A 17,303-nucleotide genomic window follows, 5' to 3' on the forward strand; every position below is an offset into this window, starting at 1 on the left:
GGTCAGGACCTGATCAGCCGGACCACCGCGCGCTCGACCGCGGCCCGGCTCCGGTCGTCGGACATGTCGGTGCCGCCGCCGAGGCGGCGCAGGGCGACGAGCACCGTCCTGCCCTCCTCGAACTTCTCGATCACCCGCGGATCGACGTAGGACGCCCTCGCCACCGTCGGGGTGTTGCCCAGGTGGTCCGAGACCGTGTCCACGGCCGTCCGGACGACCCTGGTCCGCGCCCGCTTGGACCCCGGGACCCGGCCCTCCTCCGCGACCGCCCCTGCGAGCGTGACGGCGGCGAGCACGGTCGCGTTCCAGGTACGGAGGTCCTTGCAGGTGAACGCGTTACCGGCGAGTTCCTTCACCGCGGCGTTCAGGTCCGAGGAGGTGACGTCGTGCCAGTCCGGCCCGGTGCGGAAGGCCAGCAGGTCCTCCCCGCCGCCCCGACGCCGCAGCAGCGAGTTGACCAGCCGGTGCAGCGCCGGGTCCCGGAGCTCGAGCGAGCGGGGGATGCCACCCTTGGCCGGGTAGTCGAAGCGCACCGCGCCCCGGTGGAGCCGGACGTGCTCGCGGCGCAGGGTGGCGAGCCCGAACGTGCCGGCCTCGTCGTCGGAGTCGCAGTCGGTGTTGGGGTCGTCGCTGCAGTCCGGGGCGTACTGCTCGCCGCCGGCCCGGAACACCCCGATGTCCAGCATCCGCACGGCGCCGGCCAGCACCCGCTCGCGGCCCAGGCCCTTCTCCCCCAGCCGGACCGCGACCTCCTCACGGACCCGTGCGAGCCGCCGCCCAAGGCGCAGGGCCCGGTCGTACTTCTCGGCGTCCCGGGCCCGTCGCCACTCGTCGTGGTAGCGGTACTGGCGGCGGCCGGCGTCGTCCGTGCCGACGGCCTGGATGTGGCCGTCCGGATCCGGGCAGATCCACACGTCCTTCCAGGCGGGCGGGATGACCAGGGACCTGATCCGGGCGAGCTCGGCGGGGTCGTCGAGCCGGGAGCCGTCGGGCCGGGTGTAGCCGAACCCGCGCCCGTACCGCCTGCGCCCGTAGCCGGGTGCGGCGGGATCCACCCGGACCAGCCCCGCGGAGTCGTGCCCGGGGGTGCTGAGGGACGCGCTCATGGCGCCCAGATACCCGCGCCCGGGCCGGGTCAACCCGCCGACGGGTCAGCCGTGGTGGCGCTGGCGCGGGGCCCGGCCGTAGGGCTGTTCCACCGGGTCGACGAACGGCGGTGCCGGGAGCTTGCGGACCTGCGGCTCCTCGGCCAGGGCGATCGGCTCGTCGTAATGGCGCAGCCGCATCGGCGGGCCGCTGACCAGCCGGTACTCGGCGTCCTCCTGCGTGATCGTCACGCGGATGTGCCGGCCCTGGTAGCGCAGCCCGAACGACACCCGCGAGAGCGCGGACGGGAGCACCGGGGCGAACGCCAGCCCGGTCGCGTCGCAGGTCATGCCACCCAGCCCGGTGGTGATCGCCGCCCACGAGCCCGCCATCGACGCGATGTGCATGCCGTGGTCGGTGTTCCCGGCCAGGTTGTTCAGGTCGACGAGCGCGGCCTCGGCCAGGTAGTCGTAGGCCAGGTCCAGGTGCCCGACCCGGGCCGCGACCATGGACTGCGTGCAGGCCGAGAGCGACGAGTCCCGCACCGTGATCGCCTCGTAGTAGGCGAAGTTGCGGCGCATCTGCTCAGGGGTGAACGCGTCCGGCCGCAGCTGCATGGCCAGCACCAGGTCCGACTGCTTGATGACCTGCTTCCGGTAGAGGTCGAAGTAGGGGTAGTGCAGCAGCAGCGGGTAGGTGTCCGCCGGGGTGTTCTCGAAGTCCCAGACCTTGTGCTTCGTGAAGCCCTCGGACTGCGGATGGACCTTCAGCTCGTCGTCGAACGGGATCCGCATGGCCGACGCCGCGTCCCGCCAGCTCGCCATCTCCTCGGAATTGACGCCCAGCTTCGCCGCGGAGCGGGGGTGCTTGGCGGCCACCTCGGCGGCGTAGCGCAGGTTCTGCTGGGCCATCAGGTTCGTGTAGACGTTGTTGTCCACGATCGCCGAGTACTCGTCCGGGCCGGTCACGCCGTCGATGCGGAACTCGCCCGCCGAGTCGTGGTGGCCCAGCGAGCGCCACAGCCGCGCGGTGGCGACCAGCAGCTCGAGGCCGACCTCCAGCTCGAACTGAGTGTCCCCCGTCGCCGCGACGTGCCGCCGGACGGCGTCCGCGATGTCCGCGTTGAGGTGGAACGCGGCGGTGCCGGCCGGCCAGTAGCCGGAGCACTCCTGGCCGCGGATCGTGCGCCACGGGAACGCCGCGCCCTCGAGGCCGAGCTGCTGGGCCCGCTCGAACGCGGACGGCAGGATGGACTGCCGCCAGCGCAGCGCGTCCGCCGCGGCGTCCGGGGCGAGGAACGAGAGCACCTGCAGGCAGAAGGTCTCGGTGTCCCAGAAGGTGTGGCCGTCGTAGCCGTCCGCGGTGAGGCCCTTGGCGCTGATGCAGCGGCGTTCGGCGCGGGCACCGGCCTGCAGCACGTGGAACGTCGCGAGCCGGATCGCCTGCTGCAGCTCCGCGTCGCCGTCGATCTCGACGTCCGCGGTCTCCCAGAAGTCGTCCAGGTAGCACTCCTGCTCGCGCAGGAGGCCCTCCCAGCCGGTGTAGCGAGCGGCGGCGAGCGCCGCCCGGACCTGGTCGTGGATCGCGGGCAGGCTGCGCCGCGAGGACCAGCCGTAGGCGAGGTACTTGACGACCTTGAGGGTCTCGCCCGGCTTGACCCGGCCGATGATCGTGGTGCGGCCGGTGTCCTCGGTCGCCTCCGAGGTGATCTTGATGCCCTCGGGCCCGTGCACCTCGTGGTCCATGGCCGCGCCGACGCGCAGCTGGGACTTCCGGGTCTGGTGCACCAGCGTCGCGCCGGCCTCGTCGCTGCGGTGCAGCTCGGGCTCCAGCGCGTTGGTCAGCGCGGCCTCGAGCCGGGGGTCGTCGTTGCCGCGGGTGGGCAGCTGCTCGTTCGCGACGAGCTCGGACTGCACGACGAGCAGCGCCTCCTCGTCCAGCACCTCGACCTCGTAGCTGATCGCGGCGACGGCGCGCTGGGTCAGCGAGACGAGCCGCTTGCTGCGCACCCGGACCACGCGCCCGGCCGGGGACTCCCACTCGACCTCGCGGGTCAGGGTGCCGGTGCGCAGGTCCAGCACGCGCTCGTGGCGGCGCAGCTTGCCGTAGCGCAGGTCGAACGGCTCGTCGTCCACCAGCAGCCGGATGAGCTTGCCGTTGGTGACGTTGATGATCGTCTGGCCGGACTCCGGGTAGCCGTAGCCGCCCTCGGCGTACGGGAGCGGCCGGACCTCGAAGAACGAGTTCAGGTAGGTGCCGGGCAGGTGGTGGGGGTCGCCCTCGTCGAGATTCCCGCGCAGCCCGATGTGCCCGTTGGAGAGGGCGAAGACCGTCTCGGTCTGGCCCAGCGCGGCCAGGTCGAGCGTGGGCTCGCGCACGACCCACGGTTCGACAGTGAACGTGCGGCCTGCATCCGGCTTCACTGGTGCTCCCGGATTTCGGGGACGGAGACGACGGGCATGCGCGAACGGTAGCGTCCCGCTGATCCCGTCGAGGACACCGCCGCCCACTCGTCACATCCTTGGCGCGATGGTGGCAACGCACCGTTCACACGACGGGGTGGAAACCTCGGTCAGGGTGCGGCCAGCGGGGTGGGAGCCGCCTCGGCCTCGGGCAGCGGGAGCCGGATGACGACCGGGTCCGGATGCCCCTCGTCCGTCACCGTGACCACGCACTGGAGCCCGGCGACGGCGGCCCGGACGGCCAGCCGGCCGCCCTCCGGACGCGGCTCGATCCGCTGCTGCACCGTGGCCTTGACGGCGTCGAGCAGCTGCAGCGGCACGATCCGGACCTCCTCGAGCCCCGGCTCCATGCCCACGCTGAACTCCAGCCGGCGGCCGAAGCGGGCGCCCTCGATGCTGAGGTAGGCGCGGACGGCGTCCAGCTCGTCCGCCAGCGGGATGTCCCCGGTGTCCGCGCGGTCCGCCGCCCGGCTCAGCTCCGCGAACCCGAGCAGCAGCTCGCGGGCACGCGCGGGGTCCGTGCGGGTGATCGCGGCGATCGTGTTCAGCGAGTTGTAGACGAAGTGCTGTTCCAGCCGCCGGTTCAGCACCGACGACACCGGGGCCGACGACACAGCGGCCGACGACACCGCGGCCGCCGGCACCGGGGCCGTCGCCGGCGGGGGTTCGGGACCGGGTTCCGGTTCGGCCTCGGCGGCCGCCGGCGCCATCGCGATCACGTCGTCCGCGACGTCCCACAGGCCCGGGTCCACCTCGTCCGGCTCGCACAGGCCGCGCCACGCCGGCAGCCGCAGCTGGCCGGTGCGGGTGAGCGCCTGGTACTCGACCTCGGCGACGAGCCGGGGCGCCACCCAACGGGCGTCCTGGGCGACCCGGTCCGGCAGCCCCTGGCCGAACGGCGTGTCGTCCTGCTGCAGCTCCAGCATCAGCTCCCGGACCGCCCGGCGCTCGCGGCCGGAGCCGATCCCGACCCGCCCGACGTAGCGCAGCCCGTCGGCGGCGGGCAGGCCGAGGAGCACCGCGCCGACCTTGTCCGGCTTGTGCGGATCCGCGGGCGTCCACCCGCCCACCACGACCTGGCGGCTGCGCCGCAACGGCACCCGCAGCCACTGCCGGGTGCGGCGTCCGGGCTGGTACGGGGCGTCGAGCCGCTTGAGGTGCAGCCCGTCCAGGCCGTACTGCTCGGCCGTCTGCATCACGAACTCGGCCTCGTCGGTGTGGAAGGAGGGCGGCACCATGATCGGCGCGGCGCCCAGCTCCAGGCTCTCCAGCCGCTCCCGCCGGGTGGCGTAGGGCGTCCGGATCAGTGAGCGGCCGTCGTGCCAAAGCAGGTCCGTGACGACGTAGCCCACCGGCACCCGGCGCATCAGCCCCTCCGACGGGCGGACCGTGGCGGTGCGGCGCATCAGCGGGCGGCGGCTGGGGCGGCCGGCCTCGTCCAGGGCGACCACCAGCCCGTCGAGGACCATGCCGGTCGACGGCCCGGCGATCCGCTCCCCCAGGACCCGCAGCTCGGGGAAGGAGGCGGTGACGCTGCGCGCGCCGGAGGACAGCAGCCGGACCCGGCCGGGCCGCACGTAGGCCAGGCAGCGGAAGCCCTCCCACGCGAACTCGACGGCCCAGTCCCCGCCGTCGCCCGAGTCCGGGAGCTCACCGGCCGCGGGCAGCATCGGGGGGACGACCTCCGGCATCCCGGTGCCCGCCGCGCGCCCCCTCATCCGACACACGGTAGTTCGCCGATGGGCGCCGTCGTCACCTGATCGGCCGTACGGTGCGGCGAACGCGCCCAGCCGCCGGTGCGGTGCGTTGTACGGCGCCTCGCAACCCGTCCGGGGAATCGTGGACAATCGGTGGGACCATGACCTCTGCGACCGCCCCGCTGCTCAGCGACCGTCTCCCTCCCGCCGCCGATCCCGACACCCTCGTCGAGACGTTCGCGGACTGGGCCTTCTCCGAACGCGGCCTGTCGCTCTATCCGGCGCAGGAGGAGGCCCTCCTGGAGATCGCGACCGGGGGGAACGTCATCCTCTCGACGCCCACCGGCTCCGGGAAGTCACTGGTCGCGATCGCGGCGCACGCGGCGGCGCTCAGCCGCGGGGTCCGCACGTTCTACACCGCCCCCATCAAGGCGCTCGTCAGCGAGAAGTTCTTCGCCCTGATCGACGTGTTCGGCGCGGACAAGGTCGGCATGCTGACCGGGGACGCGGCGGTCAACGAGGGCGCGCCGATCATCTGCTGCACGGCGGAGATCCTCGCGAACCTCGCGCTGCGCCAGGGCCGGGGCGCGGACGTCGGCTCGGTCGTCATGGACGAGTTCCACTTCTACGCGGACCCGGACCGTGGCTGGGCCTGGCAGGTGCCGCTGATCGAGCTGCCGCAGGCACAGTTCCTGCTGATGAGCGCCACGCTCGGGGACACGACGTTCTTCCGGGACGACCTGACCCGCCGCACCGGGCGTCCGACCGCGGAGATCACCTCGGTGGAACGGCCGGTGCCGCTGCTCTACCAGTACGTGCTGACCCCGCTGCACGAGACGATCACCGAGCTGCTGCAGACGCAGCAGGCCCCGGTCTACGTCGTGCACTTCACCCAGCAGTCCGCGGTGGAACGGGCGCAGACGCTGATGAGCGTCAACGTCACCTCGAAGGAGGAGAAGGCGGCGATCGCCGAGCTGATCGGCAAATTCCGCTTCACCGCGGGCTTCGGGAAGACGCTGTCCCGGCTGGTCCGGCACGGGATCGGCGTGCACCACGCCGGGATGCTGCCCCGCTACCGGCGCCTCGTCGAGACCCTCGCCCAGGCCGGCCTGCTGAAGGTCATCTGCGGGACGGACACCCTCGGCGTCGGCATCAACGTCCCGATCCGCACCGTGCTGTTCACCGCGCTCGCCAAGTACGACGGCGTGCGCACGCGCTCGTTGAAGGCCCGTGAGTTCCACCAGATCGCCGGCCGGGCCGGGCGCGCGGGGTACGACACGGTCGGCACCGTCGTCGCCGAGGCGCCGGACCACGAGGTGGAGAACGCCCGGCTGCTCGCGAAGGCGGGCGACGACCCCAAGAAGCGCCGGCGCGTGGTGCGCAAGCAGCCGCCGGAGGGTTTCGTCGGCTGGTCCGGCACGTCGTTCGAGAAGCTGCAGAGCGCGCAGCCCGAGCCGCTGACCAGCCACTTCCAGGTCACCCACGCGATGCTGCTGAACGTCATCTCCCGCCCGGGGGACGCGTTCACCGCGATGCGCCACCTGCTCGAGGACAACCACGAGTCCCGGCCGCGCCAGCGCAAGCACATCCTGCGGGCCATCGCGATCTACCGGGCGCTGCTCGCCGCCGGGATCGTCGAGAAGCTCGACGAACCCGACGCCGAGGGCCGCACCGTGCGCGTCGTCGGCGACCTGCAGCTGGACTTCGCGCTCAACCAGCCGCTCTCGCCGTTCGCGCTGGCCGCGATCGAGCTGCTGGACATGGAGTCCCCCGGCTACGCCCTGGACGTGCTCTCGATCATCGAGGCGACGCTGGACGACCCGCGCCAGATCCTGCACGCGCAGCAGAACAAGGCGCGCGGGGAGGCCGTCGCCGCGATGAAGGCGGACGGCATCGAGTACGAGGAGCGCATGGCGCTCCTCGAGGACGTCAGCTACCCCAAGCCGCTCGACGAGCTGCTCACCGCCGCGCTGGAGACCTACCGGCGGGGCGCGCCGTGGGTGGAGGACGCCCGGCTCTCGCCGAAGTCCGTGGTCCGGGACATGAGCGAGAAGGCGATGACCTTCCACGAGTACGTCTCGTACTACCAGCTGGCCCGCTCCGAGGGCCTGGTCCTGCGCTACCTCGCGGACGCCTACCGGGCGCTGCGGCAGACCGTGCCGGAGCACGCGCGCACCGAGGAGCTCACGGACATCATCGAGTGGCTGGGCGAGCTGGTCCGCCAGGTGGACTCCAGCCTGCTCGACGAGTGGGAGAAGCTCGCCGCCGGCGGCGGGACGGACACCGACGAGATCGCGCCGCCGTCGCTGGACCAGGGGCCGGCCGGTGTCACCGGCAACGTCCGGGCCTTCCGGGTGCTGGTGCGCAACGCGCTGTTCCGCCGCGTCGAGCTCGCGTCGCTGAACCGCTGGGACCTGCTCGGCGAGCTGGACAAGGACTCCGGCTGGAACGCCGACGCCTGGCGCGAGGCGTTCGAGCCCTTCTTCGAGCTGCACGGCTGGGGCGGCATCCAGATCGGCCCGGACGCGCGTGGCCCCAAGCTCATCACGATCACCGAGGAGAAGGAGCGCTGGATCGTCCGACAGGTCATCGACGACCCGGCGGGCGACCACGACTGGGCCGTCACCGCGGAGGTCGACCTGGCCGCGTCGGACGAGGCCGGCGAGGCAGTGGTCTGGGTCACGGGCGTCTCGGACACCATCGGGTGATCCGCACCCGGTAACGTGGCGCGCCGATCACCGTTCGTGCACGGTCGAGCCGTGCCGACGGGCGCCGGAGAGACGTCGACCCGCGAGGGAGCAGTTCGGGGTGCAGGGCTCGGTGGAGAACGAAGGCCGGACCGGGAACGACGGGAGGGCGGACGTGCCCGCGGGGGTCGACCCCACGCAGCCGAGCGTCGCCCGCGTCTACGACTACTACCTGGGTGGATCGCACAACTTCGAGTCGGACCGGGTCTTCGCCCAGCGGGTCCTCGCGCAGATGCCCGACCTGGTGTCCGTGGCGCAGGAGAACCGGGCGTTCCTGCGCCGGGCGGTCTCCTACCTCTGCGCCCAGGGCGTCGACCAGTTCCTGGACCTCGGGTCCGGCATCCCGACCGTCGGCAACGTGCACGAGGTGGTGCACGCGGTGAACCCCGCGGCCACGGTCGTCTACGTGGACCACGACCCGGTGGCCGTCACCCACAGCACGGAGCTGCTGCGGGACGTCCCCCACGCCGACGTGATCGGCGGGGACCTGCGGGACGTCCGCGCGATCACCGGTCACCCGCTCGTCCGGGACCGGTTCGACCGCCGGCGCCCGGTGGCGGTCCTGCTGGTGTCGGTGCTGCACTTCGTCGGTGACGACGACGGCCCGGCCGACTTCGTGGGCGAGTATCTCGCCGACGCGGCGCGCGGGAGCCATCTCGTGATCAGCCACGCCAGCGACGAGGGACGGCCGGACGCGTCGAGCGCCCAGGCCGTCTACAACCAGAACCGCTCCCCCAACCGGATGCGGATGCGCACCGGGGCCGAGGTCGAGAAGCTGTTCGGGGACCTGACGCTGCTCGATCCGGGCGTCGTGCGGATCCCGCTGTGGCGCCCGGACTCGCCGGACGACGTCCGGCCGGGCGCGGAGCTCTACCCCGGCGTAGCCGGCATGGCGCGGAAGGACTGACGGGGCGGCGCCATGGGCGGGGACCGGGTGGATCCGGCGGCGCTGGCCGCGGACTGGACCACGGCCGTCCTCGGCACGAGCTACGTCTCGATGAACCGCCGGGACCTGCGTCGGTACCTGACCGGACTGGCCACCCGGCTCGTCGCGTCGTTCGACGCGCCGGAGTGGGACCGCACGGTCGCCGCGGGCGTCGGACGGCTCATGGTCGCGGCGCACTTCACGGACGCGCGGTCCCTGGAGCGGACCCTCGCCGTCGTCGCGGAGCACCTGGCGCCCGCCGGCGCGGACCGCACGTCCCGCCTCGCCGCCCTGCAGGGCGCGCTCGCCGCCGGGTACGCCGAGGCGCTGCGCGAGCGCACCCTCGCCGAGCAGGAGCGGATCAGCATGGCGGCGTTCGCCGCCCGGGTCGCCGCCGAGGAGGCCCGCTGGGCGAGCGAGGCGCGCTACCAGGCCGTGTTCGCCGGGGCCGTGATCGGGATCAGCGTCGCCGAGCTCGACGGGCGCATAGTCCAGGTCAACGAGGCGCTCTGCGCGATGCTCGGGTACGACGCCGGGGAGATCGCGGCCCGGCCGATCTACGAGTTCATGCACCCCTACGACACCTCTGACAACTGGCGGCAGGTGCGGGAGATGATCGCCGGCACGGTGGACCACCTGCGGATGGAGAAGGCCTACTACCGCAAGGACGGCACCGAGCTCTGGACGGACCTGGTGGTCTCGCTGATCCGGGACCAGGCCGGGGAACCGCGCTACCTCGTCGCGATGGTCGAGGACATCACCGAGCGGCACCTGCTCCAGACCCGGCTGCAGCACCAGGCCCTGCACGACCCGCTCACCGGGCTGCCCAACCGCGCGCTGTTCTTCGACCGGCTCGAGGCGGCGCTGGAGGACGAGTACGGCGTCCCCGGCGTCTGCTACCTCGACCTCGACGGGTTCAAGGCCGTCAACGACACCCTCGGCCACGACGTCGGGGACCAGCTGCTGCGGACGATCGCGGAACGGCTGCGGGCCGAGCTCGCCCCCGAGGGGCATCTGGTGGCCCGGATGGGCGGGGACGAGTTCGTCGTGCTCGTCGAGGACGCCTCGGACCCGGCCCACATGCGCCGGGTCGCCGAGCGCGCGCTGGAGACGGTCCGCCGGCCGGTGCGGGTCGAGGGCAACGAGATCCGGGTGTCCGCCAGCATCGGGATCGTCGGCCGGGACCAGGGCGGGTCCGGCGCCGCGGAGCTGATGAAGGCCGCGGACACCACCCTGTACTGGGCCAAGAACGACGGCCGCTCACGGGTCGCGGAGTTCGACCGGGACCGCCACCGCACCGACGTCGCCCGCTTCGAGCTGTCGGCCCAGTTGCCGGAGGCGTTGCGGCGCCAGGAGTTCTTCCTGGAGTACCAGCCGCTGGTACGGCTCTGCGACGGCGTGGCCACCGGGGTAGAGGCGCTGGTGCGCTGGCGCCGGGAGACCGGGGAGCGGCTCGGCCCGGACCGCTTCATCCCGCTGGCCGAGGAGACCGGGCTGATCGTCGCCCTGGGCCGCTGGGTGCTCACCGAGGCGTGCGGGCAGGCCCGGCGCTGGCACGACGCGCACGGCGGCGAGCGGCCGTTGATGAGCGTGAACGTCGCGGCACGGCAGGTGCGGGAGCCGGACTTCGTCGACGACGTCCGCGCCGCCCTGGACCGGACCGGCTGGCCCGCGGGGGCGCTGCAGCTGGAGCTGACCGAGAGCGACGTCATGACCGCCGGGGGCGGGCCGCTGGAGACCCTCGGGGCGCTGGCGGACCTCGGCGTCCGGATCGCGATCGACGACTTCGGCACCGGCTACTCGAACCTGGCCTACCTGCGCACGCTGCCGGTCCACGAGCTCAAGCTGGCCGGGCCGTTCGTCACCGGCATCGGGCCGGGCGGCCGGAACGGCCGTGGCGGCACGGCGGGCACCGAGGCCGTCCTGTCGTCCGTGATCGGGCTCGCCCATACGCTCGGGCTGTCGGTCACCGCGGAGAACGTGGAGACGGCGGAGCAGCACGGCCGGCTGCGGTCGCTGGGCTGCGACACCGGACAGGGCTGGTTCCTCGCCCCGCCGGCGGGGCCGGCGCGGGTCGAGCCCCTGCTGGGCCGCCCGCTGCCGAGGCTGCGGCGCAGCCCGGTCCCGGGCGGGGAGCGCCGGCGGCCGGCTACGGGCTGACGACCTCGGTCGCGGCCGTGCCCGCGTCATGGATCTCCGCCGCCGGGAACCACGGGAACCGCGCCGCGCCCGCGCGGACCTGCACCCCGTAGCTGCGGGCGCCGGTGTGCGGGTCCGTCACCAGCATCTCGAAGACCGGCCCGGGGACCCCGGCGCGCAACGCGTAGCGGCGCAGTGCCTCGCGGCGCTGCGCGTGCACCACCCGCCGGTCCGACGAGTGCGAGCCGAGCCGCTTGTGGTGCAGGTAGGTCGCCTCGTTCAGGACGACGAACTGCCGGTCGTCCTCGACGACGCGCAGCAGCATCCGCAGGAACCAGTCGACCAGCGGGGTGTGGGTGAACTCCGGGTCGAACCGGCCCGACGCCTCGAACAGCCGCCGCGAGACGAGCCCGCCGTGCATCGGGAACACCGTCCGCGCGAGCGGGTCCTCGCTGGTCCCGTAGGCGGTCCGCCAGGTCTCCAGGTACGGCAGGTTCCAGTGCCGGCGCGGCATCCCGTAGCCCTGGCCGGCCCCGCCGCGCGGGTGCGCGATGTCGCACTGCCCGATCACGAACTCGACGTCGTCGTGGCCGGTGGTGGCGCCCACCAGGCGCTCGACGGCTTCGGCCGGGAGCTCGTCGTCGCCGTCGAGCCACAGGAGCCAGCGCGCGGACGTCGCGTCCGCCCCGGCGTTGCGCGCGGCGGCGATCCCGCGGGAGAACTCCCAGCGGTGCGGGTGCACCGTGCGCTCCCCCGCGGACTCCCGGCCGTCCATCCACTGGCCCGCGAAGCGGTAGTCGTAGGTGGCCGAACCGTCGTCCCAGAGGACGAGCTCGATCGGGCCGCGGTAGGTCTGACCGTGCACGCTGGCGACGGCCCGGCACACCAGCACCGGGTCCATGTCCCGCACCGGCATCACGACGGCGACCCGCGGCGGGCCGTCGTCCCGCCCGAACTCCTGGAGGGAGTCGTCCACGTGTCCACCACCGTTCCGTCGCGCCGCCTTTCCCCGGACAACGAGGCGCGCGGCGGACGGACGTGACCCGATCGGGCGAACGTCGGCCGGACCGGGCGCGCACACGTGACATCCCGGGGCGCGCCGTATAAATCAGCCGAGCGGGCTCCGCGGCAGCAGCCGGTCCGAGATGATCTTCTTCTGGATCTCGCTGGTGCCCTCGAAGATCGTCGTCAACCGGGCGTCCCGCCAGTGCCGCTCCACCCGGTGCTCGGTGGTGTAGCCGTTGCCGCCGTGCAGCTGGATGCCGTCCCCGGTGACCTCGGCGGCCATCTCGGTGGCGAGCAGCTTGACCATCGCCGCCTCCCGCTCGCACGGCTGCCCGAGGTCGATCAGGTGGGCCACGTGCTGGTAGAACGCGCGGGCCTGCTCGACCCGGGCGGCCATGGTCGCGAGGGTGAACCGGACGGACTGGAAGTCGCCGATCGGGTGCTCGAACTGGCGGCGTTCCTGCAGGTAGAGGATGCAGTCCTCGACGGCGGCCCGGGCCAGGCCGACGGCACGGGCGGCGGTGTGCACCCGGGCGATGTTGAGCCACTGCTGCGTCGAGGCGAAGCCCTGGTCCCCGGCGGAGAGCTGGTTCGCGACCGGGACGCGCAGGCCGTCGAACTCCAGGTTCCAGGTCACGAAGCCGTGGTAGCCGATCTTGTCGATCGGCGTGCCGGTGATCCCCTTCGGGAAGGTGTCCCGCTCCTTCTCCACGACGATCGTCGCCAGGCCCGCGGAGCGCCGCTCCCCCGGCGCCGGGTCCTCGGTACGTACCAGGACCTGGATGAAGTCCGCGGCCTTCGCGTTGCCCGTCCAGCGCTTGTGGCCGGTGACGACGAACTCGTCGCCGTCGCGCTCGGCGCGGGTGGAGACGGCGGCGAGGTCCGATCCGGCGTCCGGTTCGGAGAGCGCGATCGCGCCGATCCACTCGCCCTCGGCGCTGCGCCGCAGCAGCTCCGCGCGCCGGGACTCGTCCGCGACCCCGGTGCCCGCGCCCTGGGCGCGGGCGATGATGCTGCCGACGCTCATCCACGCGCGGGCCAGCTCCTCGGCCACCATGCAGTACTCGAAGGCCCCGAGCCCGAGGCCGCCGTGCTCGGTGGGGACGGTGATCCCGAAGTAGCCGAGCGCAGCCATCTCGTCGAGCAGGGACCGCGGGATCTCGCCCTTGACCTTGTCGAGCTCGTCCGCGACGGGCAGCACCCGCTCCGCGGCGAACGTGCGGGCCTGCGTCTGGAGCGCTTCGCGCTCCGGGGTGTGGTACTGCGCCGGGACCACGGGGATCGGGGGCTCGATGATCTCGGGCGTCTCGGGGTCGCTCATACTCTGGTTCTCCCACATCGGCGGCCGCGACGCCCGTCGGGACCCCGTGCGTCACACCGTCCTAGAGCCGGCGCAGGCCGCCGAGCACCCGCTCCATCAGCGCGACGTCCGGACCCTCGGCGCTGACCGTGCGGTGCACCACGAGCCCGCCGGTGACCGCCAGGTCCCCGACGATCACGCGCGCGACGCCGATCGGCACCCCGACCAGGGCCGCGACCTCGGCGATCGAGGTGGGCCGCCGGCACAGGTCCAGCACCGGCAGGTGCTCGGCGAGCTCCGGGCGCTCGAACGCGGCCGCGGGGGTGGAGACCAGGGTCTCCAGGCCGAGTTCGTAGCGGGAGCGGGTCCGGCCGCGGGTGTAGACGTACGGCCGGACGAAGCGGGCGCCGGTGTACCCGATCGTCGGCCCCTCGGGCTCAGCCGGGGGCGGCAGGGGCTCCGCGGCCCCGGGAGCCGCCGACACGACCGCGAAGGTGCTCGTGTCCGGGTCCGGATCGCCGGTCGAGTCGGGGGCGGCCGCGGCCTTCTCCGCCGCGCGCTCGGCCCGGCTCCTGCGCTTCTTGCGCGGGGCGCCGCCGAAGCGCGCCCCGGTGAGTCCGATCTCGAAGTCGTCGTGGGGCGTCACGGGACCACCCGGGAGAACCTGGTCATCGCCTGGGTTCACCTTCCTGCGGCTCATCACCGGTTCGGGGAGCGTGGTGTCACCGGCCCGGGACACCTGACGCCAGACCCTCGCCAGGACGCGTTACGCGGCTGTGTCCGAGCTGTTCCGCAGGCATGACGATTCGGGCCGCCCCGGCAGGAACCGCCTGGTGTGTGACGACCGACTTCCCAGCGTCACGGATCGGCGACGAATCGCCCACCGATCGGGGACGTGACCCGGCCGGGACCGTCGGCACCAGTACGGTGCCGCCGTGGCCCGGACCGTACCCCTCGCTCGCCTCTGGTCCGGCGTCGTCGCCGCCGTCTGCCTGCTCGGCGTGCTGCTCCAGATCGTGTCGTCCGCGGCCGACCCCGGGGAGCGGTTCCCGACCGCCGTGGCGAGCGCGGCCAACATCTTCTCGTTCTTCACGGTCCTGACGAACCTGCTGCTGGGGGTCACCGGCCTGCTGCTCGCCCGGGGCCGGCCCCTGTTCGGATCCCGGGGCGGCACGGCGCTGCGCGTCCTGCACCTGGACGCGATCCTCGGCATCGCCGTCACCGGCGTCGTCTACCACCTGGTGCTGGCCCCGCTCGACGATCCGCGGGGCCTGGCGGCGGTGGCCAACTTCCTGCTGCACACGCTCGCCCCGGTCCTCGGCGTCGTCGGCTGGCTGGTCGTGGGGCCGCGCGGGCTGACCACCCTGCGGACCGTGCTGCTCGCGGCGGTCTACCCCGTGGCGTGGCTCGCGGTCACCCTCGTCCGCGGCGCGATCATCGGCTGGTACCCGTACCCGTTCGTGAACGTGGCGGTGCTCGGGTACGGGCGGGTCGCGCTGAACTGCCTGGTCGTCGCGGTCCTGTTCCTCGGCCTAGGGTTCGGGGCCCTCGCCGTGGACCGGCGGCTCCCGGGCGGTCAGGCCGTCTGAGCGCGCACGGACAGCAGCTCCGCGAACAACTCGAGGGCCGCGGACACGGTGTCCTCCGCGGCGTCGACGGCGCCGAGGAACGCCGCGTAGCCGTGGATCAGCCCGGGTCCGGGCAGGTACCGGACGGGCACCCCCGCGTCCCGGAGCCGGTCCGCGTAGGCCGCGCCCTCGTCCCGCAGCGGGTCGAACTCCGCGGTGGCGACGACCGCGGGCGCGACGCCGCGGACGTCCGCGTGGAGCAGGTCCAGCTCGGGCGCCGAGCCGTCCCCCGCCGGGAGGTACTGCGTGTAGAACCAGCGCATGTCCGACTCGGTGAGGAAGTACCCCTCGCCGTTCTCCGCGATCGAGCCGCCGGCCAGGGCCGGGTCGGTCGCCGGGTAGAAGAGCAGCTGCCCGGCGAGGGCGGGGCCGGCCTCGCGGGCCCGGAGCGCCAGCCCGGCCGCCAGCGAGGCGCCGGCGCTGTCCCCCGCCACGCCCAGCGCGCGGCCCGGGTAGCGGTCCGCGGCCCACCGCAGCGCGGTCCCGGCGTCGTCGAGGCCGGCGGGGAACGGGTGCTCGGGCGCGAGCCGGTAGTCCACGGACACGACGGTGGCCGCCAGCGCGTTGGCCACCCGCCGGCAGACCGGGTCGTGGGTGTCGACGTCCCCGACCACCCAGCCGCCGCCGTGCAGGTAGACGACGACCGGCCCGTCGCCCCGAGCCGGCTCGTAGACCCGCACCGGGACGCCGCCGGCGTGGGTGTCGGTGACCGACGCGACCTCCTCCGGCACGAAGCCCGGGCCGCGCCGCGCCATCGCGAGGCTCCGGTAGTGGGCACGGGTGTCCGCCGCGTCGCCGCGGACCAGTGGGGTGGCACCCGCGCCGGCGAGGGTGTCCAGGACGACGCGGAACTGCGGGTCGAGCGACATGTCCCCGACGCTAGATCGCCGGGCCCCTCCCGCACCACCCGTCACGTCACGGTGATCCGTCCGGGGCGGCGGAATGCCATGCTCCCTCCCGGCGCTGTGTCGGGCGTACGTCGGCGGAAGGGGCGAGACACCCATGGCGATCACCCGCGGGTTCACGGGCAGACGACGGGATCGGGACGAGCGGCTGCCCCCGGGGCAGTACGACGCGAAGGACGAGTGGCCGGTCCTGCACGTCGAGGCGACGCCGAGGATCGACCCGGCGCGCTGGACGTTCGGCGTCGAGGGCCTGGTGGACACCCCGACGACCTGGACCTGGGACGAGGTGCACGCGCTCCCCCGCTCGCGGTACGAGGGCGACATCCACTGCGTGACGACGTGGTCAAAGTTCGGCATGACGTTCGAGGGCGTCTCGCTGGACACCCTGCTGGAGATCGCGCAACCGCAGGAGGGCGCACGGTTCGCGATGGCGTCGTCGAGCACGGGCTACACGACCAACCTGCCGATCGAGGACATCACCGGCGGCAAGGCGTGGATCGTGTGGGAGGCGGACGGTGCGCCGCTGCCGGAGATCCACGGCGGCCCGGTGCGGATGCTGGTGCCGCACCTGTACTTCTGGAAGAGCACGAAGTGGGTCTCCGGACTGCGCCTGATGAGCCACGACGAGCAGGGCTTCTGGGAGCGCAACGGCTACCACGACCGCGGCGACCCCTGGCTCGAGCAGCGCTACCAGGGGGACTGACATGACGAGTCCGTGGCAGGAGGCGACCGTAATCGAGGTGCGGCGCGAGACCCCGAACGCCAAGACCTTCCGGCTCCGCCTCACGACCCCGATGACGCACCTGGCCGGGCAGTACTACGTGGTCCGGCTGACGGCGCCGGACGGCTACCGGGCGCAGCGCTCGTACTCGGTGGCGTCGATGCCGGGCGGGGACGAGATCGACCTGACGGTGGAGCTGTTCCCGGAGGGCGAGGTGTCCGGGTTCCTGCACGAGGTCGTCGTGCCCGGGGACACCCTCGAGGTCCGCGGCCCGATCGGGGGCTTCTTCGCGTGGGCCGGCGACACGCCCGCGCTGGGCGTCGCCGGCGGGTCGGGCGTCGTGCCGCTCATGTCGATGCTGCGGCACGCGAGGGCGATCGGGCATCCGGAGCGGCTGAAGCTGATCGTCTCCGCGCGCCGGCCGGCGGACCTGTACTACGCGGACGAGCTGGTGGGGCCGGAGACGACGGTCGTCTACACGAGGCAGGCGCCACCCGGGGATCCGCGGCCGCCCGCACGGCTCTCGGCGGAGGACCTGAAGCCGCTGCTCGACGGCGCGCCACGAACCGTCTTCGTCTGCGGGACCCCCGGGTTCTGCGACACCGCCACGGACCGGCTGATCGAGCTCGGGGTGGGGACGGACCGGATCCGGGTGGAACGCTTCGGCCCGACCTGACCGCCGCCCCTG

At 73.4% G+C, this 17,303-nt stretch carries 13 protein-coding genes; 6 read left to right on the plus strand and 7 right to left on the minus strand.

The features are described from left to right. Window positions 1-2 precede the first annotated feature (2 nt). The 3 genes from JWP64_RS00510 to JWP64_RS00520 all read right to left on the minus strand — a co-directional run bounded on the left by JWP64_RS00510 (window position 3) and on the right by JWP64_RS00520 (window position 5,266). Window positions 3-1,106 (minus strand): DNA topoisomerase IB, encoded by a 1,104-nt coding sequence (locus JWP64_RS00510; protein WP_297490847.1) that lies wholly within the window; start codon window positions 1,104-1,106, stop codon window positions 3-5. Window positions 1,107-1,151: 45 nt separating this feature from the next. Beyond that, window positions 1,152-3,509, minus strand: a complete 2,358-nt coding sequence (locus tag JWP64_RS00515) for a glycosyl hydrolase family 65 protein (protein ID WP_297490849.1) — start codon at window positions 3,507-3,509, stop codon at window positions 1,152-1,154. A 149-nt stretch (window positions 3,510-3,658) separates the two neighbouring features. Further along, complete coding sequence (locus JWP64_RS00520; RefSeq protein WP_297490851.1) at window positions 3,659-5,266, minus strand: histidine kinase; 1,608 nt, start codon at window positions 5,264-5,266, stop codon at window positions 3,659-3,661. Window positions 5,267-5,406: 140 nt separating this feature from the next. Between JWP64_RS00520 and JWP64_RS00525 the strand changes: the two genes are divergently transcribed. The 3 genes from JWP64_RS00525 to JWP64_RS00535 all read left to right on the plus strand — a co-directional run bounded on the left by JWP64_RS00525 (window position 5,407) and on the right by JWP64_RS00535 (window position 11,077). After that, window positions 5,407-7,953, plus strand: coding sequence for an RNA helicase (locus tag JWP64_RS00525; protein WP_297490853.1), 2,547 nt, complete (start codon window positions 5,407-5,409; stop codon window positions 7,951-7,953). 100 nt (window positions 7,954-8,053) lie between these two features. Continuing rightward, window positions 8,054-8,899 (plus strand): SAM-dependent methyltransferase, encoded by an 846-nt coding sequence (locus JWP64_RS00530; RefSeq protein ID WP_297490856.1) that lies wholly within the window; start codon window positions 8,054-8,056, stop codon window positions 8,897-8,899. Between the two features lie 12 nt (window positions 8,900-8,911). Next, complete coding sequence (locus tag JWP64_RS00535) at window positions 8,912-11,077, plus strand: bifunctional diguanylate cyclase/phosphodiesterase (protein WP_297490858.1); 2,166 nt, start codon at window positions 8,912-8,914, stop codon at window positions 11,075-11,077. Here the strand turns inward: JWP64_RS00535 and JWP64_RS00540 are convergent. The 3 genes from JWP64_RS00540 to JWP64_RS00550 form a co-directional block, all read right to left on the minus strand. Next, entirely contained in the window at window positions 11,067-12,032 is a 966-nt protein-coding gene (locus JWP64_RS00540; RefSeq protein ID WP_297490860.1) for a glycosyltransferase family 2 protein, read from the minus strand. The two genes, JWP64_RS00535 and JWP64_RS00540, sit on opposite strands and share 11 nt — an antisense overlap. A gap of 132 nt (window positions 12,033-12,164) precedes the next feature. Beyond that, window positions 12,165-13,382, minus strand: a complete 1,218-nt coding sequence (locus tag JWP64_RS00545) for an acyl-CoA dehydrogenase family protein (protein WP_297490862.1) — start codon at window positions 13,380-13,382, stop codon at window positions 12,165-12,167. Between the two features lie 61 nt (window positions 13,383-13,443). Further along, window positions 13,444-14,007, minus strand: coding sequence for a DUF742 domain-containing protein (locus tag JWP64_RS00550; RefSeq protein ID WP_297490865.1), 564 nt, complete (start codon window positions 14,005-14,007; stop codon window positions 13,444-13,446). A gap of 289 nt (window positions 14,008-14,296) precedes the next feature. On the opposite strand from JWP64_RS00550, the gene JWP64_RS00555 reads away from it, so the two are divergent. After that, on the plus strand, window positions 14,297-14,950 hold the full coding sequence (locus JWP64_RS00555) for a Pr6Pr family membrane protein (protein ID WP_297490869.1): 654 nt from the start codon (window positions 14,297-14,299) through the stop codon (window positions 14,948-14,950). Here JWP64_RS00555 and JWP64_RS00560 read toward each other — a convergent pair. Further along, complete coding sequence (locus JWP64_RS00560; RefSeq protein ID WP_297490871.1) at window positions 14,938-15,858, minus strand: alpha/beta hydrolase; 921 nt, start codon at window positions 15,856-15,858, stop codon at window positions 14,938-14,940. The two genes, JWP64_RS00555 and JWP64_RS00560, sit on opposite strands and share 13 nt — an antisense overlap. 133 nt (window positions 15,859-15,991) lie before the next feature. Here JWP64_RS00560 and JWP64_RS00565 point away from each other — a divergent pair, with 133 nt between their 5' ends. Both JWP64_RS00565 and JWP64_RS00570 read left to right on the plus strand, forming a co-directional pair. Continuing rightward, on the plus strand, window positions 15,992-16,597 hold the full coding sequence (locus tag JWP64_RS00565) for a sulfite oxidase-like oxidoreductase (protein WP_297490873.1): 606 nt from the start codon (window positions 15,992-15,994) through the stop codon (window positions 16,595-16,597). A gap of 1 nt (window position 16,598) precedes the next feature. Continuing rightward, window positions 16,599-17,291 (plus strand): ferredoxin reductase, encoded by a 693-nt coding sequence (locus tag JWP64_RS00570; RefSeq protein WP_297490877.1) that lies wholly within the window; start codon window positions 16,599-16,601, stop codon window positions 17,289-17,291. Window positions 17,292-17,303: the final 12 nt, after the last annotated feature.

The sequence above is a fragment of the Pseudonocardia sp. genome (assembly GCF_025465255.1).
Taxonomy (GTDB): Bacteria; Actinomycetota; Actinomycetes; order Mycobacteriales; family Pseudonocardiaceae; genus Pseudonocardia.